Source organism: Nonomuraea sp. 3-1Str, assembly GCF_031570565.1.
Classification (GTDB): Bacteria; Actinomycetota; Actinomycetes; order Streptosporangiales; family Streptosporangiaceae; genus Nonomuraea.
Map to the genome: position 1 here is coordinate 1 of NZ_JALHBK010000038.1, position 21,172 is coordinate 21,172.

The window sequence follows — 21,172 nt, forward strand, 5'->3', positions numbered from 1 at the left end:
CCGCGACCGGGGCGCCCGGCCCGTGGGCGGCGGCGGTGCGGCGGCCTCGCCGACGTCGCGGATCGCGGTCTCCACGCGCGCCTTCTGCACGGCGGAGGCCGCCGGCAGGGACGTACGCCCGACGATCTGCCGGCCGTCGTCCCGCCGGGCGGGGGCCTTGGCGGCGGGCATGCCACCTGACGCGGCGATCGCCGTGCCGGTGCCGCTCCTCGATCCGTTCTCCGCTCCAGGGCCGGGGCCCGGGCTGATGCCTGTGCCGAGGCGGAGGCGGCGCAGGGGGTCGGGCCTGAGGCGGCGGATCCACCGGGTGACCGGCCAGCCGGTGGCGACCACGGCCCGGTGCCGGTGCCCCTTCGCCACGGCCTCCAGCACGAGCGGCACGCCGGCCGCCTCCTCCAGCGCCACCGTGAGCCGCCTTCCCAGCCGCGCCGTGACGTCTCCGGCCGGCTCCGCCTCCGGCAGCTCGGCGGAGCGCGCGATCTCCCTGCCCGCGGCCAGGACCCCGAGAGCTGTGCCGGGCGAGGCCGTCGTGGGGTGATCGTGCTCGTCCGTCTCCCCCGCCGCCTCCTCGTCGAGCGGGGTCCCCGAGGAGCCGGTGGAGGCGGTGGAGGCGGTGGCGAGGAGGTCGGCGGCGGTGGTGACGTCCGCGGCCAGCCGGGCGGCCCAGGCGCGGCGGTCCGCGACGCGCCCCGCCAGGAGCGCGCGCAGCTCGGGCAGCCCCATGCCGGTACGGGCCGAGGTGGCGAGCACCGGCACGCCCTTCAGGTCGTCCTCGTCCAGGAGCCGCCGCACGTCGCGCAGGCAGCGGTCCACCGCGTCGGGCGGCAGGCGGTCGGCCTGGTTGAGCGCCACGACCATCACGTCGCGGTGCCCGGACAGCGGGCGCAGGTAGCGCTCGTGGAGGGCCGCGTCGGCGTACTTCTGCGGGTCCAGCACCCACACCAGCAGGTCGACCAGCTCGACGAGGCGGTCGACCTCCAGGCGGTGGTCGAGCCGGATGGAGTCGTGGTCAGGCAGATCCAGCAGGATAAGTCCGGAAAAATCCTGACCTGTTGGGGTGCCTGCCTCATGGCGGGTGAAGACGTCCAGCCAGTCCAGCAGCGGCCCCGCCCCCGCGTCGCCGTCCCACACCGCCGCCTGCACGGCGGACGTGGTCGGCCGCGTGACGCCCACCGCCGCCACCTCCGTCCCCGTCAGGGCGTTGAACAGCGACGACTTCCCGCTCCCCGTGGCCCCGGCCAGGGCGACGACCGTGTGCTCGGCCGAGAGGCTGCGGCGGACCCCGGCCCGCTCGGCCACCGCCCGCGCGGACTCCACCGCGCCGTCCGGCAACCGTCCCCCGGCCAGCGTGGCGGCCTCCATCAGGGCGTCGAGCCGGGAGTCCAGCGGCGGCCCCTCCTTGCGGCGCAGCAGCTTCATGCCGTACCTCCCGGCGTGTCCAGGGCGCCGGGTGGCAGCTCCGCGCGGTGGGCCCGGACCGACCCGGCCGCCTCCATGAGGGCGTCCGCCGTGCCCGGCGACGGCTCGACGGGCTCCAGCAGCGCGGTGTACCGCGCCGCCTCCTCCTCCATCAGCACCCGCACCCGCTCCCGCAGGTCGTCCCGGGCCCGGACGGTCAGCGTCCGCACCGCCTGGTCGCCGAAGATGGCCTCCAGCAGCTTCTGCGACAGCACGCTGGTGCCGCCCGCGATGCCCACCTCGATCCCGGTCAGCCCGCCCGTCGAGGCGAACACGGCCAGCATGAGCAGCAGCCCCGCCCCGTTGACCCCGAACGACGCCAGCCGCGCCGTCGTGCGCCGCTCCCCGCCTTCCTGCCGTACGAGGTCCATCACGAACTCCTGCCAGCCCCGCACCGCGGCCTCGGCCCGTTTGCCCAGGTCCGGCGAGGCGCGGCCGAGCCGGGCGGCCTCGACGGCGCCGACCCGCTCGATGATCCCGGGGCCGCCGGGCGCGGCCGACCAGCCGTCCAGCGCGCGCTCCGCGGCGGCGTCGGCGGCTCCCCTGATCAGCGCCTCGACCCCGCTCTCCAGCGCGTCGCGCAGCTCGGCGGCGGGCACGCGGCCGGTGAAGAACGACACGAGCCGGTCGCGCAGCCAGCCCACCCGGCTCTCCAGGGACCGCATCAGGTCGCCGGTGCCGATGAAGTCCTGCCAGCGGGCCAGCACCTCACCGCGCAGCAGCGAGCCGTCGCGCATGCCCTCGTCGAAGTCGGCCATCGCCCCCGCGTACGCCCCCGTCACGATGGACCGGAGCCCGTCGAAGCCGGCCTGCTGCCGGCGCACGGCGGTCGCGAGTTCGGGCACCCGCGCGGCCAGGCTGTCGAGCGCCCCGGACAGCGTCTGCCGCACCACGCGGGCCCGCTCGGCGGCGTCGGCGGCCAGCCCGGTCAGCCAGGCGACGATCGGCCCGACGAGCGGGGCGGGCAGGCGCGCCTTTTCGGACGGCAGCGCCGCCTCCGGCACGGTGAACAGCCGGGTGCCGTCGAGCCCGTTGGCGACGAGGAGCCGTTCGAGATCGCGGGTGACGGGCGCGGCGGCCTCCGGGGGCACCCGGTCGAGGACGACGGCGAGCGCGGTGCTCCGCTCGCGGGCCGAGCGCAGGAAGCTCCACGGCACCTCGTCGGCGTAACGGGCGGCGGTCGTGACGAACAGCCACAGGTCGGCGGCGGCGAGGAGCTGCGCCGCCAGCTCCCGGTTGGCGGTCACCACGGAGTCGATGTCGGGGGCGTCGAGCAGGGCCAGCCCGGCGCCCAGCGCCTCGGAGGTCACCACCCGCAGCGCGCCCGCCGAGTCGCCGCTGGTGCGGGACAGCCCGGGCAGCACGTTCGCGCCCATGAACCAGTCGAGGTCGACCGGGCTGGCGACGAGCGTCGGCACGAGCGTGGTCGGCCGCAGCACGCCGGGCTCGGCCACGTCGGCGCCGACGAGCGAGTTGACCAGCGTGGACTTGCCAGCCCCGGTGGAGCCGCCCACCACGGCCAGCAGCGGCGCGTCGATGGCGCGTAGCCGCGGCAGGAGGTAGTCGTCGAGCTGCCCGGTCATCTCCCTGAGCAGCCGGCGATCGTCCTCGGCACGGCCGATGGCGAGCGGGAACAGCTCTCCGTCGAGCCGGCGCCGCAGCCCCTCCAACGCACCCAGCAGGTCCATGTCCTCAAGCTAGCCCGCAGGCGGCTCCCTAAGCACATATCCGACGCTCCGCAGCGTGTGGATCAGTCGCGGCTCGACCGCGTCGACCTTGCGCCGCAGGTAGGAGACGTATGACTCGACCACGCCGGCGTCGCCGCCGAAGTCGTAGTTCCACACGTGGTCGAGGATCTGCGCCTTGGACAGGACGCGCCCCGCGTTGGACATGAAGTAGTGCAGCAGCTTGTACTCGGTCGGCGACAGCCGCACCGGCTCGCCGGCCCGCCACACCTCGCGCGCGTGCTCGTCCAGCTCCAGGTCGGCGACCTTCAGCCGGGTGGCCGGCGCGCTCTCGCCCCGGGTGCGGCGCAGCACCGCGCGGATGCGGGCCTGCACCTCCTCCAGGCTGAACGGCTTGGTGACGTAGTCGTCGCCCACGCCCAGCCCGGCGATCTTGTCCTCGGTGGCGTCACGGGCGGTCAGGAAGAGCACGGGGGCGGTGATCCTCCTGGCCACCTCGAAGCCGTCGAGGTCGGGCAGCATCACGTCCAGCACCACGAGGTCGGGCGAGGTGCGCTCGGCCACCTCGACGGCCTCGTAGCCGTCGGCGGCGGTCAGCACCTCGAACCCGGAGAAGCGCAGGCTGGCGGACAGCAGATCCCTGATGCTGGGCTCGTCGTCCACCACCATGATCAGCGCCTCGGGTTCGGTCACCTACATAGCGTTACGCAGGGAGCTGAGGAATAGCTGAAGGGTCACTCCAAGGCGAGTGGGAGTTCGACGCGGAAGGTGCAGCCGGCGCCGACCTCGGTGGTCAGCGTGACGGCGCCGCCGTGGGCCTCCATGAGGGCCCGCACGATGGCCAGGCCCAGGCCGCTGCCCCGGTCGTCGCCGGCCCGCCGCCGCGAGCGCGCCGTGTCGGCCCGGTAGAAGCGCTCGAAGACCTTCTCGGCCTGGTCCGGCGGCAGTCCCGGCCCCTTGTCGGCGACCTCCAGGAACACGGTGTCCCGGCCGGCGCCGACACGGACGGTGACAGGCGTCCCCTGGTCGGTGTGGACGAGCGCGTTGGTCACCAGGTTGCCGATGACCTGGCGCAGCCGTACCTCGTCGCCGGAGACGATGAGGGCGGCGCCGCCGACGACGTCGAGGCTGATCACCCGGTCGGGCTGCAGGATGCGGGCGTCGTGGACGGCGTCGGCGGCCAGCGCGAGCATGTCGACAGGCCCCATCCTGAGCGGGCGCTGCTGGTCGACGCGGGCGAGCAGCAGCAGGTCGTCCACGAGCAGGCTCATCCGGCCGGCCGCCTTCTCCACGCGCTGCATGAGCTCGGCGGGGTCGGCGCCGGGGTTCTGCCGGGCGTACTCGGCGAAGCCGCGGATGGAGGTGAGCGGGGTGCGCAGCTCATGCGAGGCGTCTCCCACGAACTGGCGCATGCGGTCCTCGGAGCGGCGCGCCGCGGCCTCGGAGGCGGAGCGGGCGGCGAACGCGGCCTCGATCTGCGCGAGCATGCCGTTGAGCGAGCGGGCCAGCCGGCCCACCTCGGTGCGCGGGTCGCCGTCGGGGACGCGCCGGCCCAGCTCGCCGCCCGCGATGGCCTCGGCGGTGCGCTCGATCTGGATCAGCGGGCGCATGCTGCGCCGCACGCTGGTCACGCCGACGACGGCCAGGATCAACAGGATGCCGCCGCCGCCGAGCAGCTCGATCAGGCCCAGCCGCCGGGTGATCTCGCTGACCTCGGTCAGATCGGCGGCCACGACGAACGAGCCGTGCGGGGTCGCGGTGTGCAGGACCCGCCACTCGCCCTCGCCGTCGCCGGCCTTGGCGGTGTAGATGCCGGGGCCGGGCGAGGGCGACAGCACCGGCTTGGACTTGAAGTCCACGTCGCGGTCGATCTGGAGCGGCTGGTAGCGGCCGGTCCCGTCGCGTACCAGGACGATCGTGTCGGACTCGATGAGCAGCGGCTTGTCCCCGACCTTGCGGCCCTTCTCGCGCCGCTGGAAGTCGTACTCCAGCTTCTTCTGCATGCGTACGGCGACCAGGTTGACCTGGCCGTCGACCCGGTCGAGCAGGTAGCCGTGCAGGACCGAGACGCTGACCAGGCCGATGAAGGTGAGACCGAGCGCGAGCAGCGCCAGCATCGCGGCGATCAGCTTGATCCTGAGCGGCAGGCCGGACATCAGGGACTCGGCGGCAGGCGCAGCACGTAGCCGACACCGCGCAGCGTGTGGATGAGCCGAGGGCTCCGGTTGTCGATCTTCCGGCGGAGCACCGACACGTACGACTCGACGATGCCCACCTCGCCCCGGAAGTCGTAGTCCCACACGTGGTCGAGGATCTGCGGCTTGGACAGCACCCGGCCGGCGTTGGTCATGAAGTAGCGCAGCAGCTTGAACTCGGTCGGCGACAGCGCGACCGCGGTGCCGCCGCGCCACACCTCGTGGCTCTCCTCGTCCAGCTCGATGTCGGCGAACGTCAGCCGCGGCGGCGGCGCGGGCCCGTCGCCGGTGGTGCGGCGCAGCACCGCGTGGATCCGGGCCACCACCTCTTCGAGGCTGAACGGCTTGGTCACGTAGTCGTCGCCGCCCAGGGTCAGACCGCGGATCTTGTCCTCGGTGTCGTCGCGGGCGGTCAGGAACACCACCGGCGTGTGCGTCCCGCCGCCCCGCAGCCGCTGCACGATCTCGAACCCGTCGAAGTCGGGCAGCATGACGTCGAGCACGATGAGGTCCGGCCGGTGCCGCTGCACGGCGGCCACCGCGTCGTGGCCGCTCTTGGCCGTGGTCACGTCGAACCCCGCGAACCTGAGGCTCGCGGCGAGGAGTTCGAGGATGTTGGGGTCGTCCTCGACGATCAGCAGGCGCGCTTCCATCACATCCAAGGATGCACTCATCGGGCGAGTGCTGGAACAAGTGCGGCGATATGCCGCGCGATCGCGAGGCTCGACGTGGCCGCCGGAGAGGGGGCGTTGCGGACGAGCACCACCCGCCCGTCCACGTCCACGGCGAAGTCGTCGACCAGGCGGCCGTCCCTGGCCACGGCCTGCGCCCGGACGCCGCCCTCGGTGCGGCGCAGGTCCTCGGCGGTCAGCTCGGGCACGTAGCGCCGGGCCGCCTTGAGGAAGGCGCGCCTGGCCAGCGAGCCGTAGATCTCCTTCAGGCCGGTGCGCCAGTGGTGCCCGGCCATCCGCACCGTTCCGGGCCAGCCCATGATCCGCCGCACGTCCCGCACGTCGCGCCGCCGGTAGCCCTCGTAGGCGAGCGCCAGCACGGCGTTCGGGCCGACCAGCACCTCTCCGCCGATGTGCCGGGTCAGATGGACGCCAAGGAACGGGTAGCGCGGGTCGGGCACCGGGTAGATCAGGCCGCGCACCAGGTCCCTGGCGTCGCCGGCGAGCTCGTAGTACTCGCCGCGGAACGGCACGATCCTGATGTCGCCCCGGCGGCCGGCCAGCGCGGCGACCCCGTCGGTGCCGAGTCCGGCGCACACCACCAGCCGGTCGAAGGCGAAGCGCCGCCCGGCCGCCACCACCTCCACGCCCGAGGCGGTCTCCCTGATCGCGCGAACCTGGTGCTCCAGCCGTACGGACCCGCCCAGCTCCGCCACGTCGAGCGCGAGTCGGCGCGCGACCGCGGCGAAGTCGGTGATCGCCGTGTGCGGCGAGTGGACGGCGCCGACGCCGACGGCGTGCGGCTCGATCTCGCGCAGGCCCAGCGCGTCCAGCTCGGCGACGCCGGGCACGCCGTTGGCCCTGGCCCGCTCGGCCAGCGCCTTCAGCAGCGGGCGCTCGGCGCGGGTGCTCGCCACGACGAGCTTGCCGACCTCCTCGTACGGCAGCGCGTGCCGTGCGCAGTAGTCCTTGAGCAGCGCCACGCCCTCGCGGCACAGCCGGGCCTTGAGCGATCCGGGCGGGTAGTAGATGCCCGCGTGGACCACGCCGCTGTTGTGTCCCGTCTGGTGGGCCGCGACCCGGCTCTCCTTCTCCAGCACGGTCACCTCGGCGCCGCGCTGCATGGCCAGCTCGCGGGCGACCGCCAGGCCGACGATGCCGGCGCCGACGATCCCAATCTTCTCCGTCACGGCGACAGTCTGCCTATTTCCCGCCGATCCAGGTGGCCTTCCGCGCAGAGCCACCGCAATGTATCCGAAACGGTGTCTCGAACCGGGCGCAAAGTGACGCCGAGCGCCTCCAGGGCGGGGGCGTCGTCGGTGGGGACCATGGTGAGCATGATCTCGGCCGCGTCGCGGGTCAGGGGGTAGGCGATCCGGGCGCCGAGCGCCTTGGCCCCGTCGAGGGCCGCCGCGGCCCCGCGCAGCAGGCCGGCGGGCAGCCGGTACGCGCGCCCGCGCCGGCCGGTCAGCTCGGCGCAGAGGGCGGCGAGCTCCGCCCAGGTCAGGAAATGTCCACCGATGAGGTGGCGCCGCGCACCCTGCCCCGGCGTGAAGCAGCGGGCCAGCGCCTCGGCCAGGTCGCGCACGTCCAGCACGCACACGCCGCCCGGGACGATCGGCCAGCCGGAGCGCGTCCCGGCCCGGATGCCCTCGTTGAGCGCGTCCAGCCTGGGCTGTCCCGGGCCGAGCAGGCCGCCGGGGTAGACGATGGTCACGCCGTCGAGGCTCCTCGCGTGGCGCTCGCCCTCGACCTTGGAGCGGCCGTACGCGTTGCGCGGGCCGGCCAGGGGGCTGCCGGCGGTGATGACCGGCCCGGCGGGCGGGACGAACACCGCGACCGTGGAGACGTGCACGACGGGGTCGAGCCGCAGCTCGACGGCCTGGTCGAGGACGTTGCGCAGGCCGACGACGTTCGAGCCGCGCAGGTCGGCGCCGTGCCCGGTGACGCCCATGTCGGCCGCGGCGTGCAGCACGGCGTCACAGCGCTCGAGCGCGTCGCGGACGGCCGCGGCGTCGCGGATGTCGGCCCGGTGCTGAGGCCAGGAGGCGCCGGTCCGTCCGAGGCCGGCTCCGGCCAGGGAGCGCGCGGCCTTGGCCGGGTCCCTGACGAGGAGGTGCGGCTCGTGCCCGGCCTCGGCCAGGGCGACGGCCGCGTGCGCTCCGACGAACCCGGAGGCACCGGTGACCAGCACGCGCATGCGGCCAACCTAACGCTCACTTGGTGAACGATCAACCGTCCTCCCCCTGGCCGCGGAATCGAACGTGAGTACGATGGACTCATGTACGTCCCGCCGGAGTGGCCCGCCGAGGTCCGGCCGCCGAGCGTCCCCGACTGGGAGACGTCCGCCGTGGCCTGGCTGCTCGACGCGGTGCCGCCCGACTACCGCGCCTACGAGGTGCTCAGGCGCCATCCCGTGGCGCTGGCCCGGATGGCGAGCCACCACGTCCGCTCGGCCGTCGAGGCGGCCCGCGCCGGCTACCGCGGCGCCGCCGTCGACCTCAAGGGCCACCTGCCGCCGCACGCCATCGAGGCCGTCCTCGACGCCTACCGGCAGGAGGGGCCCCGCCTGGTACGGCTGTCACGCTCGATCGAGGTGGTGGAGCGCGCCCTGCGGGGCGACCTGTTCACCGCCACGATGCGCCACCACCGCTGAGCCCGCCGGACGTCAGCGGGTGCGGCGGGCGATGTAGGAGATCACACCGGTCGCGCCCGCGGCGGCGGCCAGCCAGATGAGCACGTCCCGGGCGCTCAGCCCCTTGCCCCCGCCGTCCCCGCCGTCCGACGCCTCCGGCCGCGGCGAGGCGGTACGGGCTCCCCGCTGCGAGGTGCGGGGGCTCCGGCTCCGCGTGGGTTCGGCCGACGCCGGGACGTCCCGCACCGCCTGGTCCGGGAGCGGCACCTGGTAGACCGGGCTCGACGCCCCCTCACTGCCGGCGAGCAGCGCCCTGCCGTCGGCCGTGTACGCGATCGACTCGGCCTGGTCGAGCTCCGGCATCGACACCTTGGTGATCATGTCGCCGTTCGGCCGGTAGAGGGTGGCCGAGAAGTAGGTGCGGACCACGTACGAGGAGCCGTCCGGCGCGTACGCGGCGTCGGTGGCCATCAGCGGCGCGGCGGCCACCTTGCGCAGCACGTTGACCCGGCCGGTGCGCAGCTTCGCGGGGGCGGCGTACACGGACCCCGCGAACTCCTTGGACACCACGTACAGCCGCCCCGTGACCGGGTGGACCATGAGCCCCTCGGCGTTGCGGGCGCCGTCCTCGTAACGGAAGCGGTAGCGGACCGCCGGGAGGGTCGCGTCCCGGAGGGTCTCCGGCTCGGTCACCTTGTAGACGGAGACGTCGGGCCACGCACCGTCCATGTTGTCGCCGATGTCGGCGAACCACAGCACGCCCCGGCCGGTGACCGGGTCCTTGGTGGCGGCCATCGCCTCCCAGTCGCGCGCCTGCGCCCCGCTCACCCGGAACGTCGCCCGGGTCCGCCCGTCGCCGCCGACCGCGTAGAAGACGGGGGCGGCGGAGCTGTCGTTGTGCGTGTAGTAGACGTCCCGGTGCGTCGGCGAGACCGCCAAGCCGCTGGACTCGGTGATCCGCTTGTCCTTGAACCGGAACAGCCTCTTGCCCACGTCGTCGGCCGCCGCGGGCGCCGAGAGAGCGCCCAGTGCCACGCATGTCGCCGCGGCGGTCACGACCGCCCGTCTCAGGTCCCCCACGCCGCCATCATGCCTCAACGACCGCCCGACCGACCCGAGCGCTGTGCCGGTGGAAGCCCGTGCCCTGGAGCACGACCAGAACGAGGTTGGTCACGGCCAGGGCCGTCCACAGCCCGGTGAGCCCCCAGGCCGCCGCCACCGGCACGGCCGCCGCCACCATCAGCCCGTAACCGCCGGCGAAGTAGACCATGCTGGCCGCGGACTTCTTCAGCGCGGTCAGCCCGATGCCCTGCACCGCCTGCGCGCCGTCGGCGGCCGAGGCGAGCAGCATCAGCGGCAGCAGCCCGGCCGCCCGCTCCCGGACGCCGGGGTCGTCGGTGAACAGCGCCAGCACCGGATCGCTGACGACCAGCAGGACGAGCGCGCCCACGGCCGTGCCGCCGAGCGCGACCAGCGCCGCCACCCGGTTGGCGCGCCGCGCTCCCGCGGCGTCGGCCGCGCGGGCCACCTCGGGCACCGACGCCTGCGCCACGGACAGCGAGGCCAGCATGATGAGGGAGGTGAGCGTGGTCAGCACCGCGTGGGCGGCGGCGTCACGGGCACTGGTGGTGCTCGCGGCGAAGGTGATGACCCCGAGCCCGCCGAACTTGATCAGCACTGTGGCGGCCAGCGGCACGCTCACCCGGGCCAGCTCGGCGATCCGGGCGGGCCGCGGCCGGCCCTGGCTCACCCGGACGCCGATGGCGCGCCGCAGGCAGACGTTGGCCACCACCACGCCGACCGTCCCCCACAGCAGCCAGGCGACGCCCACGCCGGTGAGGCCGAGGCGCGGCACCAGGACGAGCGAGCAGCAGGCCATCACGGCGGTGCCCGCCAGGCTGGACCAGAGCACCTTCCGGCTGTGGCCGAGCGCGACGAGCACGGTCGTGGCGCCGCCGCCGGAGGCGTACACGAGCAGGTAGAGGGCCAGCAGCCAGGGCAGCGGCCCCAGCTCGGCGACCACCTCGCCGGGAACGCCGGTGACCCGCGCGAGCAGGGGCACGGCGAGGACGGCGAGGGCGCCGGCCGTACCGACGAGGAGCGTGAGCCAGCGCGCGTCACGGAGGACGGGGACGGCGCGGACGGGATCGTCGCGGTGCGGCGCGACGAACGGCCCGAGCCCGCGCAGCGCTCCCGTGACAGCGGCGGCGGCGGGGTTGAGCACGGCGGTCATGACCGCGAAGGCCGCCAGCGTGACGGTGGCGTGCCGGCCGAGCACCGAGGTGACCACGAAGGTGCCGATCACGCTGGTCACCATCGAGAGGAAGAGGGGAACCGCCGACCTGATGATCACCCCGCCCACCCGCGTCACCCTACTAGCCTGGAGTGCGCTCCAGGTATTTAGCCTGGGAGGTATGGATTATGTGAACCTCGGACGCAGCGGGCTCAAGGTCAGCCCGCTCTGCCTCGGCACCATGAACTTCGGGCCCGTGACGAGCGAGGAAGACTCCTTCGCGATCATGGACCGGGCCCACGAGCTGGGCATCAACTTCTTCGACACGGCCAACGTCTACGGCTGGAAGAAGGGCGAGGGAGTCACCGAGCGGATCATCGGCAACTGGTTCGCCAAGGGCGACGGCCGCCGGGAGAAGACGGTCATCGCGACCAAGCTCTACGGCTCGATGGGCGACTGGCCCAACGACGACCGGCTCTCCGCCCTCAACATCCGCCGCGCCTGCGACGCCTCGCTCCAGCGCATGCAGACCGACTACATCGACATCTACCAGGCCCACCACGTCGACCGGAACACGCCGTTCGACGAGTTCTGGGAGGCGATGGAGGTCCTGCGACAGCAGGGCAAGATCCTCTACGTCGGGTCGTCCAACTTCGCGGGCTGGCACATCGCCAAGGCCCAGGAGACCGCGGCCCGCCGCAACACGCTGGGCCTGGTCAGCGAGCAGAGCCACTACAACCTGCTGACCCGCGCGGTCGAGCTGGAGGTGCTGCCGGCCTGCGAGGACTACGGCCTCGGCGTCATCCCGTGGAGCCCGCTCGGCGGCGGCCTGCTCGGCGGCGTGCTCCGCAAGATCGACAAGGGTCGCTCGGCCGCCGAGCACATGGTCAAGCAACTGGAGAAGCACCGCGACCGGATCGAGCAGTACGAGAAGTTCTGCGACGAGCTGGGCGAGGACCCCGCGTACGTGGCGCTGGCGTGGCTGCTGACGCGGCCCGCGGTCACCGCCCCGATCATCGGGCCGCGCACGCTGGAGCAGCTCGACGGCAGCATGCGGACCCTGGAGATCACGCTGGACGAGCAGGCGCTGGCGCGTCTGGACGAGATCTTCCCCGGTCACCGCACCGCGCCGGAGGACTACGCCTGGTAGGAGACGCGGTTCGCGGACGCGTCAGCGGAGCAGGGCGCCGATGATGACGATCAGCACAAGGAGGCCGAGCACGGTCGGCAGCAGCCAGGAGCGAGGACGATCCACGTTGTGGAGCCTAATCGGGCCGCGAGGGTGTCAGCGCCCACTCGGCCAGTGACTCGTACCTCACCTGGGCGCCGGTGTGGCTGCGCACCAGGCGGACGGCCTCCGCCCGCCACGGCGTCCCGCTGAAGCCCGACAGCGACTCGACGAGCGGGCGGAGGTCCGTCTCCGCCCGCGCACGGGCCAGTGTCAGATGCGGGTGGAAGCGCTTGTCGTCGGCCTGACCGGCGCCCGCCCGGCGGGCGCCGGCCTTGACCGAGTCGGCCAGCCGGTTCATGGGGTCGCCGGAGACGGCCGCCCAGAAGACCCTGGCCCGCCGTACGGACGAGAACGCCCCGAACCCGGTGAAGGCCAGGTCCAGGACGTGGTGGCGGCGTACGGCGCGGGCCAGGCGCACCTCCAGCTCCGGCAGGGCCGCCTCGGGCACCTCACCGAAGAAGCCGAGCGTGATGTGCCAGGTGGCGCGGTCCGGCCAGCGCAGCCCGGGCACCACGCCGACGTGCGGCGCGATGACGCGTTCGAGCTCGTCGAGCGCCTCGGCCGGCGGCACCACGGCCGCGAAGAGCCTCATGCCATCCGATTCTGCAACGGATGGCCGGCGGCCGCCCCGCTCAGGCGGTGGCGGCCACGGTGCGGCGCACCCGGGAGCCGATCAGCCGCGTGACCATCAGCGCCAGGCCGGTGCCCGCGAGCGCGAGCACTCCGGAGAGCATCACGCCGGCCCGGGGGCCGCCGAGGTCGGACAGCCAGCCGACCAGCGTGGCGCCGACCGGCGCGCCACCGGTGAAGACGAGCATGTAGATGCCCATGACCCGGCCGCGCATCTCGGGCGAGGAGGCGAGCTGGACGCTGGCGTTGGCCGCCGTGTTGACCGTGATCAGCGCGACGCCCGTGGGGACGAGCAGCAGCAGGTACAGCGGGTAGAACGGCGCCAGACCGGTGGCGACCTGGAACAGCCCGAACCCGATCGCGCCCGCCATCAGCACCCTGCGCGACGGCCGCGACCGCCGGGCCGCGAGCAGCGCCCCGCCGAGCGCGCCGACGGCGAACATGCTGGACGCCAGGCCGAACGAGGACGCCCCCGCGGCGAAGACCTCGCGCGCCATGAGCGCGATCGACATCGAGAACGCCTGCGAGAACATCGACACGAAGCCGATCAGCAGCACCGGCATGAGGAGCTCCTCGCGCTCCAGCACGTACCGCAGCCCCTCGCGGAGCTGGCCCTTGGCCCGCGGCACCGGCTCCGACAGCTGGAGCTCGGACTTGCGCATGAAGACCAGGCTGGAGATGACGGCGGCGAAGGTCAGCCCGTTGATGAGGAACAGCGGCCCCGTGCCCCCGAGCACGTAGATCAGCACACCGGCGACGGCCGGGCCGACCACGCGGGCCAGGTTGAAAGAGGAGCTGTTGAGCGCGATCGCGTTGGACAGCTCACGCCGGCCGACCATCTCGACCACGAACGCCTGCCGGGTCGGCACCTCCACGCAGGAGATCATGCCGAGCACGAACGCCATGACGTACACGTGCCACTCCTGGACGGAGTGCGTGATCGTCAGCAGGCCGAGGGTGAGCGCGAGCACGGCCATGAGCGACTGGGCCGCGATGAGGATGGGCCGCTTGGGGTAGCGGTCGGCCAGCACGCCGCCGAACAGGCCGAAGAAGAGCATCGGCAGGAACTGCAGGGCGGTCGCCGTTCCCAGCGCCGCCGCGCTGCCGTGGGTGAGGTCCAGGATCAGCCAGTCCTGGGCGGTGCGCTGCAGCCAGCCGCCGACGTTGGAGACGGCGCCACCGGCCACGAACATGCGGTAGTTGCGATATCTGAGCGACCGGAACATCCCGGTCCCGGGTTGTTCGCCTTCTATATCCTGCTGAGCTTCTCCAGGATCGGCGCCGCCTGCCTGAGGATCGACCGCTCCTCGGGTGTCAGCTCCTTCAGCCGCTGCGTCAGCCACGCCTCCTTGCGGCGGCGCTCCTCCTTCAGCAGCTTCTGGGCGGCCTCGGTCACGGTCACGGTCACCTGGCGCCGGTCGGTCGGATGCGGGGTGCGCGAGAGCAGCCCGCGTTCCTCGAGTGCGGCGATCACGCGCGTCATCGAGGGGGGCTGCACCTTCTCGAGCTCGGCCAGCTCGCCGGGCGTTATCCCGGAGTGCCGGTCGACCGCGGCGAGCGTCGCGAACTGGGTGGGAGTCAGCGTGTGCACCGCCGCCTGGCGTCGCAGCCGACGCGTCAGCCGGGCGAGCGACACGCGCAGGGCCAAGGCCAGGCCCGCGTCGCTGCGCAGATCTGTCTGTTGCTGGTTCTTCATTAGCACGTCTCATTACCTTTGCTAACTATAGGGCAGGGCAAGATATTTCTCCAACTCATTACGTGTCTCACCTGTTGATACACCGAGGCCGCCCCTCTTGCGAGGGGCGGCCTCGTCGCTGGTCAGCAGGGAAATCGTACGGGGATCAGACCGGGGATCAGACCCCCAGCAGGGCCCTGATGGGCCCCAGCGCGAAGTACAGCAGGAACATGGCCGACACGACCCACATGAGGGGGTGGATCTCCCTGGCCTTGCCCCGGACGACCTTGATCAGCACGTAGCTGACGAAGCCCGCGCCGACGCCGTTCGAGATCGAGTAGGTGAACGGCATGACCACGATCGTGAGGAACGCCGGGATGGCCAGCTCGTAGTCGCTGAAGTCGATCTCGCGTACGGACGTCATCATGAGGAAGCCCACGACGACCAGGGCGGGAGTGGCCGCCTCGTAGGGCACGACCTCGACGAGCGGGGCGAAGAAGATCGCCACGAGGAAGAGCGCGCCGGTGACGACGCTGGCCAGGCCGGTCCGGGCGCCCTCGCCGACGCCCGCGGCCGACTCGATGTAGGTGGTGTTGGACGACACCGACCCGGCGCCGCCCGCCGCCGCGCCGAGCGAGTCGACGAGCAGGATCTCCCGGGTGCGGGGCAGCACGCCGTCCTCGCCGACCAGGCCGGCCTGCCGGCCGACGCCGACCATCGTGCCCATCGTGTCGAAGAAGTCCGTGATGAGCAGCGTGAAGATGAGCAGCGCGACGAGCAGCGCCGAGACGCGGCTGAACGCGCCGAACGGGTCGAACTCGGTGAAGAGGGTCAGAGGGTTGTGGAAGTCGAAGATCTTCTGCGGCGCGGTCGGCACGTTGAGCTGCCAGCCGCCCGGGTTGTCGGCCGACGCCGGCCCGGCCTTGGCCAGCGCCTCCACGATCACGGCGAGCACGGTCGTGCCGACGATGCCGATGAGGATCGCGCCCTTGACCCTGCGGGCCACCAGCGCGGCCGTCGCCAGCAGGCCGACCACGAACACGAGGATCGGCCAGGAGGTCAGCGCGCCCTTGATGCCCATCTCCAGCGGCGGGCCGACGGCGACCCGGCGGACGAAGCCCGCGTCCACGAAGCCGATCAACGCGATGAACAGGCCGATGCCCACGCTGATGGCCGTCTTGAGCTGGGCGGGGATCGCGTTGAAGACGGCCACCCGGAAGCCGGTCAGCACGAGCACGGCGATGATGACGCCTTCGAGGAAGACCAGGCCCATGGCCTCCTCCCAGCTCATCACCCCCGCGATGTTGAAGGTGACGAAGGTGTTGAGCCCGAGCCCCGCCGCCATGGCGAACGGCACGCGGCCCACGACACCCATGAGGATCGTCATCACGCCGGCCACGAACGCCGTCCCGGCGGCCACCAGCGCCACGTTGGGCGCCGACCCGTCGCCGATGAACTGCTTCTCGACGTCCTGGCCGTTGGCGATGATGATCGGGTTCAACACGACGATGTAGGCCATCGTGAAGAAGGTGGCCAGGCCGCCCCGTACCTCACGGGAGATGGTCGAGCCTCGTGCGGAGATTGCGAAGAATCTGTCGATAGCGGTAGTTCTGTCACTCACGCGCGAAGAGTGACAGCAGTGGCGTTCCGGTAAAAGTGCTGGTAATCGGATCGAGACCGGATTGGAAGCTAGGCTGGACACGTGAAACAGGAGTGGCACCCCGATCCGGAGCCGATCGAGACCAACGACGTGGCCACCATCGCCGTGGGCACCGGCCTGTGGGCCGTCGCCCTGGTCGTGCTCCTCGTCCTGCGCCCCGGCCCGGACCACCAGTGGTGGATCTGGACGTGCGCCGTCGGCGCGTTCCTCGGCCTGCCCGGGCTCTGGTACGTCCGCAGGCGCACCACCAGAAGCTGACATTCGTCATCTCCGGCCGATCCTCGAAGTCATCCCGAAGAGCTGTTTCCGGCCACTACCTGGGCGAGAGCGGCAAGCCCATGCTGATGGGCATGAAGACCACCGCCCTCGTCTCCGCCCTCTGCCTGGCCGCCCTCACCGTCTGCGGCGCGGCCAGCGGCACCCCGGCGACCACGACCGCCACCACCACCGGCGCCGCCGGCGCGATCTCCTGGCGGACCTGCACCGGTCTGACCGGCCCCGACGGCAAGCCCGCCGCCCCGGACCCGACCCTCCAGTGCGGCAAGCTCGCCGTGCCCCTCGACTACGCCAAGCCCGGCGGCGAGCGGATCGACCTCGCGCTGATCCGGGTCAAGGCCACCGGCGACCGGCTCGGCTCCCTCGTCTTCAACTTCGGCGGGCCGGGCGGCTCCGGCGTCGACACGCTGGCCATGGCCGCCCGCGCGTTCGCCGCCCTCGGCACCCGCTACGACCTGGTCAGCTTCGACCCGCGCGGCGTCGAGCGCAGCGCCGGCGTCCGCTGCGGCGGCGACGTCGAGACCATCCTGAACGCGAGCGACGGCGCGAGCGGCGACAAGGCGGTCAAGAAGTACGTGGCCGCGTGCCGGAAGGACTCGGGCAAGGTGCTGCCGTACGTCGGCACGATCAACGCCGCTCGTGACATGGACCGCATCCGCGCCGCCCTCGGCGACGCCAAGCTCAACTACTTCGGCCTCTCGTACGGCACGCAGCTCGGCGCCGTCTACGCCACCCACTTCCCGCGGAACACCGGCCGGCTCGTCCTGGACGCCGCGTACGACCCCACGGGCACCTTCGCGGACCGGGCCGTCATCCAGGCCACCGGGTTCGCGACGTCCTTCGACGCCTTCGCCAAGGACTGCGTCGCCAAGGGCTGCGACCTCGGCCAGGACCCCGCCGAGGTGAGGAAGACCGTCGAGACCTTCGTGGACGGCCTGCGGGACAAGCCGATCAAGGTGGGCAAGCGCTCGCTCACCCACGCGCTGGGCCAGCTGGGCGTCATCACCCCGCTGTACGCCAAGGCCTCGTGGCCGCTGCTGGAGCAGGCCGTCGCCGCCGCCGTGAAGGGCGACGGCACCATGCTCCTCGCACTGGCCGACACCTACACCGGACGCCGCGCCGACGGCACGTACACCACCACGCTCACCAGCATGCAGGCGATCACCTGCGCGGACACGTCCGAGCGGCCCACCCGCGCCCAGGCCGCCGCGGTCAACCGCAAGATCAAGAAGATCTTCCCCGTCCTGGCCACGAGTGGCACGGTCGCGCCGTGCGCCCACTGGCCGGTGCCGGGCGACGACCGGGCCAAGCGGATCGACGCCACGGGCTCGGCCCCCATCATGGTGGTCGGCGCCAAGGGCGACCCCGCCACGCCGTACCGGTGGGCGACCAGCCTCACGGCCCGGCTCAGGACGGGCGTGCTGCTGACGTACGAGGGTGAGGGCCACGGCGCGTACCTCAGCGGCAGCGCCTGCGTCGCCCAGCACGTCAACACGTACCTGCTGACCGGCAAGCTCCCGGCCCGCGACACGAGCTGCCCCGCCACCTGACCCACCGGCGCCCCGACGCACCGGTCCCCGGCCGGCCCGACCGGCCGGGCAGAGGGCGGACGACGACGAGGCCCGTCAGGACAGGTCGGCCTCGGCGAGCAGGAGGGGGACGGCGGACGGGTCGCGGAGGAGGGCGGCGACCGCGAGGCGGTCGTTCCACTGCCCCGTCGCCCAGGCCAGCCCGCGCGCCAGCCCCTCGACCCCCGTGCAGTGGACCATGCCCTCGAAGAACCGCCACGTGCAGGCCACCCCGTCGACCAGGAGCTTCTCGTGCTCCACGTACGTGGCGGGCGCCGTGGGCAGCAGGGAGCGCACCTCGGGCGGCACCGGCCGGGTCTCGCCCTCGGAGGTGACCTCGCCGGTGGCGAGCTCGCCCGCCAGCGGCAGGTCGAGCAGCTCCGACAGCGCCTCGGCCAGGTCGTACGGGGCCAGCACCAGCGGGCGCTCCACGACGAGCTGGAGCAGGTCGGGCGCCTCCACCACGACGGCGTCGTCGGCCGCGGCCACCACGATGTCGCCGCGCAGCACCGCCCGCACGTGGGAGGGCGGCGCCACCCGCGCCGGGTCGACCGCCGCCAGGGCCATCCACAGCGCCCGGAGCTGGGCCCGATCGACCTCGACGGCCTCGTCGGCCATCAGGTCGAGCAGCTCCTCCGGACCGCCGTGGGAGGCGAGCAGCTCGGCCAGCGTGGTGCGCACGCCGAGCATGGCCAGCGCGCCCTCGTCGACCCCGGCCGGAGCGTCGGCGTACAGCCCCTGGAGCAGCGGATCGGCGCCGGGCAGCCGCAGCTCGCGCGGCCGGCGCCCGTCGAGCACCGGGTGGTTGGACAGCCACCACGCCGTGTAGGACGGCACCTCGACGCCCTCGACGCGCAGCGGGTGCAGCGCGGCCCGCAGCGGCGGCCTGGCCAGCAGCGTGAGCGCGGCGGGCCAGTCGGCGACCAGCTCCAGGTCGCGCACCGCCGTGAACTCCGCCACGACGGGCGGCACGTCGAGGTCGGGCAGCAGGTCGATCACGTGGTCGAGCCAGTCGTCCTCGCCGTCGAGGTCGTGGTCGCATTCGTCGTGGTCGAGCAGCACGTCGGAGTCATGGACCACGGCGAACCCGTCGAGCACTCCGGCGGCGGCCAGCACGCGCGAGCCGTAGGTCTCCTCCAGCTCGGCCGACGCCACGCCCAGGTGGCCGCCGGGCTCGACGAGCCGGGCCAGCGCGCCGTCGGCCAGCATGAGCTCGCCCGCGGCGTACAGCTCGCCGTCCGTGCCCGGCAGCGCCAGCTCGGCCAGCCACGGGGCCTCACCGGGCGCCAGGCCGGCCGCCTCGACGAGCGACAGCACCGCCCGGGCCACGGGCTCGGGGTCGGGGCTGTCGAGCGACTGGGAGACGGCCGCCTTGGTGAGCGGGTCCTCCAGGACGGTGCGCGGCGTGGCCTCGGCCGCGCCGAGACGCAGCAGCACCGGGTGAGCGGCCTCGGGATGCACGATGCGCAGCCCGAGCGGCGTGAGGTCCAGCCCCGTCCGCCCGGCCGCGGCTCCGGCGCCGCCTCCGGCTGTGGCGCCGCCTCCGGCTGTGGCGAGGTCGAGGTGGAGGATGAGGGTGCCGCGGGGGCCGCGGACCAGGCGGCCGTCGGCCAGCGGCACGGGCAGCGCGCCGAGCGACTCGGGGTCGTCGGCGGGCAGCACGTCGTACAGCGAGCGCCACCACGACGGCTCGCGCCCCTCGACGGCCTCCCCCGAGAGCAGGTCGACGACCTCGGCCAGCTCCACCCGGCGCACCCCGAGCGAGGCCATGGCCGGGTGCCGGGCGGGCCAGCCCGCGGGCAGCAGGCCCGGCACGAAGTCGGCGACGGCGGCCAGCAGCTCGCCGGAGCCCGCCACCACGGCCGCCTCGCTGCCCGCGACCACCCAGCCGTCGCCCTGGCGCTCCGGCGCCGGATGCTCGACCCGCCACTCGGCGTCCGGCTCGTACACCTCGGCGTCGGCGAACGACGGCGTCTGCACGGCCGGCGCGGGGGCCGACAGGGCGGGCAGCAGCGGCGTGCCGGGGAGCCTGCGCAGGATGGCGCGCCGGATGCGGGCGTCGAGCTCGCCCTTGCCCATGAGGGCGGGGACGAGGTCGAGCAGCTTCGGCGTGCGCGGCAGCTCCCGCAGCAGCCGGACGTAGGCGTCGGCGGCGCGCTCCACCAGGAAGTCGGTCAGCGGCCCCTTGGCGACGTGGCGCCGGTCGGTGGCCATCGGGAACGACGCGATGAGCAGCGCCGGCAGGTCGAGCGGCTCGTCGCTGGGCGTCGGCGCGTGGACCACGGGAGGCACGGTCGCGGGCAGCCGTCCCGGCTCCCCGCCCCCGGCGTCGCCCTCCACGCCGCCCGCGCCCGCCGACGCGGCGCCCGTGCCCGCCGACGCGACGGCGCCCGTGCCCGTCACCGGGACGGCCCAGCGGACCGACCAGTACGGCCGGGCGCGCTCCTCGGTGGGGCGGTCGCCGAACAGCTCGGCGACCTGCTCCGGCCCGAACTCGCCCGACTCCGACACCACGTGCCACCCGTCGGCGGCCACCGTGCGGACCTGGCCGTCGAGGTCGATCTCGATGGCCGTCAGCGCGGGCATGCCCAGCGGCAGCGCCGGGCTGGTCTCCTCCAGCATGCGCCGCACCGCCGCGACCGCCGCCTCGTCGCGCAGCGGGAGCCGTACGAGCGTGTCGAAGCCCTCCGGCACCTCCAGCGGGGCGGCGGTGAACGGCAGGCGCAGCAGCGGCACGTGGCCGGAGCGGGAGGCCAGCTCCCCGGCGAGCGCGGGCACCTCGGACACCAGCGCGGCCGTCTCCGTCCGCGACCAGCGGACCGTGCCCGCGTCGCGGGAGCCGACGGACGGCTCGTCGCACACCGACACCACCGCGGCGAACCCGACGCCGAACCGACCCGCCGTGCCCGCCTCGCCCCGCTTGCCGGACACGCGCAGCGTCGACAGGCTCTCCACGCCGGTGGCGTCGAGCGGCGCACCGGTGTTGGCGGCGGTCAGCACGCCGTCGCGCAGGGTCAGCCGCAGCACCCCGGGCACGCCCGCGCGCAGGGCCGCGTCGGCGGCGTTCTGGGCGAGCTCCACGATCAGCCGGTCGCGGTAGCCGCCGAGGGCGAAGTCCTCCTCGGCGTTGGCGTCCTCGCGGAATCGGGCGGGCGAGGCCGTCCAGGCGGCGAGCACGGCGGCCCGCATCCGGTCGGTGCCGAAGGTGTCGGTCATTGATCACGATCCTGATTGGGAGTAGGGGGCCACCGTAGG

The 21,172-nt window shown here is 73.5% G+C and carries 18 protein-coding genes; 4 read left to right on the top strand and 14 right to left on the bottom strand.

Translation table 11 applies throughout. The features are described from left to right. From MTP10_RS37950 to MTP10_RS37980, 7 genes are all read right to left on the bottom strand, one after another. The coding region (locus MTP10_RS37950) for a YfjP family GTPase (protein ID WP_310716245.1) at nt 1-1,419 on the bottom strand (1,419 nt) is incomplete at its 3' end. After that, nucleotides 1,416-3,146 carry an ABC transporter gene (locus MTP10_RS37955; protein WP_310716247.1) on the bottom strand — a complete coding sequence of 577 codons (1,731 nt, stop codon included), beginning with the start codon at nt 3,144-3,146 and terminating at the stop codon, nt 1,416-1,418. The genes MTP10_RS37955 and MTP10_RS37950, both read right to left, overlap by 4 nt. Nucleotides 3,147-3,155: 9 nt before the next feature. Then, nucleotides 3,156-3,812 carry a response regulator transcription factor gene (locus MTP10_RS37960; protein WP_310716365.1) on the bottom strand — a complete coding sequence of 219 codons (657 nt, stop codon included), beginning with the start codon at nt 3,810-3,812 and terminating at the stop codon, nt 3,156-3,158. A 65-nt stretch (nt 3,813-3,877) separates the two neighbouring features. Continuing rightward, nucleotides 3,878-5,299: a HAMP domain-containing sensor histidine kinase gene (locus MTP10_RS37965; protein ID WP_310716249.1), complete on the bottom strand. Its 1,422-nt coding sequence runs from the start codon at nt 5,297-5,299 to the stop codon at nt 3,878-3,880. After that, complete coding sequence (locus MTP10_RS37970) at nt 5,299-5,991, bottom strand: response regulator transcription factor (RefSeq protein ID WP_310716251.1); 693 nt, start codon at nt 5,989-5,991, stop codon at nt 5,299-5,301. The genes MTP10_RS37965 and MTP10_RS37970 overlap by 1 nt, the downstream gene beginning before the upstream one ends. A 17-nt stretch (nt 5,992-6,008) precedes the next feature. Further along, nucleotides 6,009-7,199, bottom strand: a complete 1,191-nt coding sequence (gene lhgO, locus MTP10_RS37975) for an L-2-hydroxyglutarate oxidase (protein ID WP_310716253.1) — start codon at nt 7,197-7,199, stop codon at nt 6,009-6,011. Continuing rightward, nucleotides 7,196-8,209, bottom strand: coding sequence for an NAD-dependent epimerase/dehydratase family protein (locus MTP10_RS37980; protein WP_310716255.1), 1,014 nt, complete (start codon nt 8,207-8,209; stop codon nt 7,196-7,198). The genes lhgO and MTP10_RS37980 overlap by 4 nt, the downstream gene beginning before the upstream one ends. A gap of 81 nt (nt 8,210-8,290) precedes the next feature. Here MTP10_RS37980 and MTP10_RS37985 point away from each other — a divergent pair, with 81 nt between their 5' ends. Then, a complete protein-coding gene (locus MTP10_RS37985) occupies nt 8,291-8,665 on the top strand; it encodes a hypothetical protein (protein WP_310716257.1) in 375 nt (124 codons plus the stop codon). Between the two features lie 12 nt (nt 8,666-8,677). Here the strand turns inward: MTP10_RS37985 and MTP10_RS37990 are convergent, their stop codons facing one another. Beyond that, nucleotides 8,678-9,724, bottom strand: a complete 1,047-nt coding sequence (locus MTP10_RS37990) for a hypothetical protein (protein WP_310716258.1) — start codon at nt 9,722-9,724, stop codon at nt 8,678-8,680. Nucleotides 9,725-9,731: 7 nt separating this feature from the next. After that, nucleotides 9,732-11,015 (bottom strand): MATE family efflux transporter, encoded by a 1,284-nt coding sequence (locus tag MTP10_RS37995; protein WP_310716260.1) that lies wholly within the window; start codon nt 11,013-11,015, stop codon nt 9,732-9,734. Between the two features lie 43 nt (nt 11,016-11,058). On the opposite strand from MTP10_RS37995, the gene MTP10_RS38000 reads away from it, so the two are divergent. Continuing rightward, complete coding sequence (locus MTP10_RS38000; RefSeq protein WP_310716262.1) at nt 11,059-12,027, top strand: aldo/keto reductase; 969 nt, start codon at nt 11,059-11,061, stop codon at nt 12,025-12,027. 115 nt (nt 12,028-12,142) lie between these two features. Here the strand turns inward: MTP10_RS38000 and thpR are convergent, their stop codons facing one another. The 4 genes from thpR to MTP10_RS38020 form a co-directional block, all read right to left on the bottom strand. Next, nucleotides 12,143-12,700 carry an RNA 2',3'-cyclic phosphodiesterase gene (gene thpR, locus MTP10_RS38005; RefSeq protein ID WP_310716263.1) on the bottom strand — a complete coding sequence of 186 codons (558 nt, stop codon included), beginning with the start codon at nt 12,698-12,700 and terminating at the stop codon, nt 12,143-12,145. A 40-nt stretch (nt 12,701-12,740) separates the two neighbouring features. After that, entirely contained in the window at nt 12,741-13,964 is a 1,224-nt protein-coding gene (locus MTP10_RS38010; protein ID WP_310716265.1) for an MFS transporter, read from the bottom strand. Nucleotides 13,965-13,987: 23 nt separating this feature from the next. Then, nucleotides 13,988-14,434, bottom strand: coding sequence for a MarR family transcriptional regulator (locus tag MTP10_RS38015; RefSeq protein WP_310716267.1), 447 nt, complete (start codon nt 14,432-14,434; stop codon nt 13,988-13,990). A gap of 157 nt (nt 14,435-14,591) precedes the next feature. After that, nucleotides 14,592-16,034: an NCS2 family permease gene (locus MTP10_RS38020; RefSeq protein ID WP_310716269.1), complete on the bottom strand. Its 1,443-nt coding sequence runs from the start codon at nt 16,032-16,034 to the stop codon at nt 14,592-14,594. Between the two features lie 81 nt (nt 16,035-16,115). Between MTP10_RS38020 and MTP10_RS38025 the strand changes: the two genes are divergently transcribed. Then, nucleotides 16,116-16,331, top strand: coding sequence for a DUF2530 domain-containing protein (locus tag MTP10_RS38025; protein ID WP_310716271.1), 216 nt, complete (start codon nt 16,116-16,118; stop codon nt 16,329-16,331). A 92-nt stretch (nt 16,332-16,423) separates the two neighbouring features. Further along, nucleotides 16,424-17,899 carry an alpha/beta hydrolase gene (locus MTP10_RS38030; RefSeq protein ID WP_310716274.1) on the top strand — a complete coding sequence of 492 codons (1,476 nt, stop codon included), beginning with the start codon at nt 16,424-16,426 and terminating at the stop codon, nt 17,897-17,899. 75 nt (nt 17,900-17,974) lie between these two features. Here the strand turns inward: MTP10_RS38030 and MTP10_RS38035 are convergent, their stop codons facing one another. Next, nucleotides 17,975-21,133, bottom strand: coding sequence for a sacsin N-terminal ATP-binding-like domain-containing protein (locus MTP10_RS38035; RefSeq protein WP_310716276.1), 3,159 nt, complete (start codon nt 21,131-21,133; stop codon nt 17,975-17,977). Nucleotides 21,134-21,172: the final 39 nt, after the last annotated feature.

Bases quoted from the DNA above. Each gene is read 5' to 3' on its own strand.
- MTP10_RS37955 (WP_310716247.1), bottom strand. From the start codon at position 3,146: ATGGACCTGCTGGGTGCGTTGGAGGGGCTGCGGCGCCGGCTCGACGGA.
- MTP10_RS37980 (WP_310716255.1), bottom strand. From the start codon at position 8,209: ATGCGCGTGCTGGTCACCGGTGCCTCCGGGTTCGTCGGAGCGCACGCG.
- MTP10_RS38000 (WP_310716262.1), top strand. From the start codon at position 11,059: ATGGATTATGTGAACCTCGGACGCAGCGGGCTCAAGGTCAGCCCGCTC.
- MTP10_RS37965 (WP_310716249.1), bottom strand. From the start codon at position 5,299: ATGTCCGGCCTGCCGCTCAGGATCAAGCTGATCGCCGCGATGCTGGCG.
- MTP10_RS37960 (WP_310716365.1), bottom strand. From the start codon at position 3,812: ATGGTGGTGGACGACGAGCCCAGCATCAGGGATCTGCTGTCCGCCAGC.
- MTP10_RS38015 (WP_310716267.1), bottom strand. From the start codon at position 14,434: ATGAAGAACCAGCAACAGACAGATCTGCGCAGCGACGCGGGCCTGGCC.
- MTP10_RS37985 (WP_310716257.1), top strand. From the start codon at position 8,291: ATGTACGTCCCGCCGGAGTGGCCCGCCGAGGTCCGGCCGCCGAGCGTC.
- MTP10_RS38035 (WP_310716276.1), bottom strand. From the start codon at position 21,133: ATGACCGACACCTTCGGCACCGACCGGATGCGGGCCGCCGTGCTCGCC.
- MTP10_RS38010 (WP_310716265.1), bottom strand. From the start codon at position 13,964: ATGTTCCGGTCGCTCAGATATCGCAACTACCGCATGTTCGTGGCCGGT.
- MTP10_RS38030 (WP_310716274.1), top strand. From the start codon at position 16,424: ATGAAGACCACCGCCCTCGTCTCCGCCCTCTGCCTGGCCGCCCTCACC.
- thpR (WP_310716263.1), bottom strand. From the start codon at position 12,700: ATGAGGCTCTTCGCGGCCGTGGTGCCGCCGGCCGAGGCGCTCGACGAG.
- MTP10_RS37970 (WP_310716251.1), bottom strand. From the start codon at position 5,991: ATGGAAGCGCGCCTGCTGATCGTCGAGGACGACCCCAACATCCTCGAA.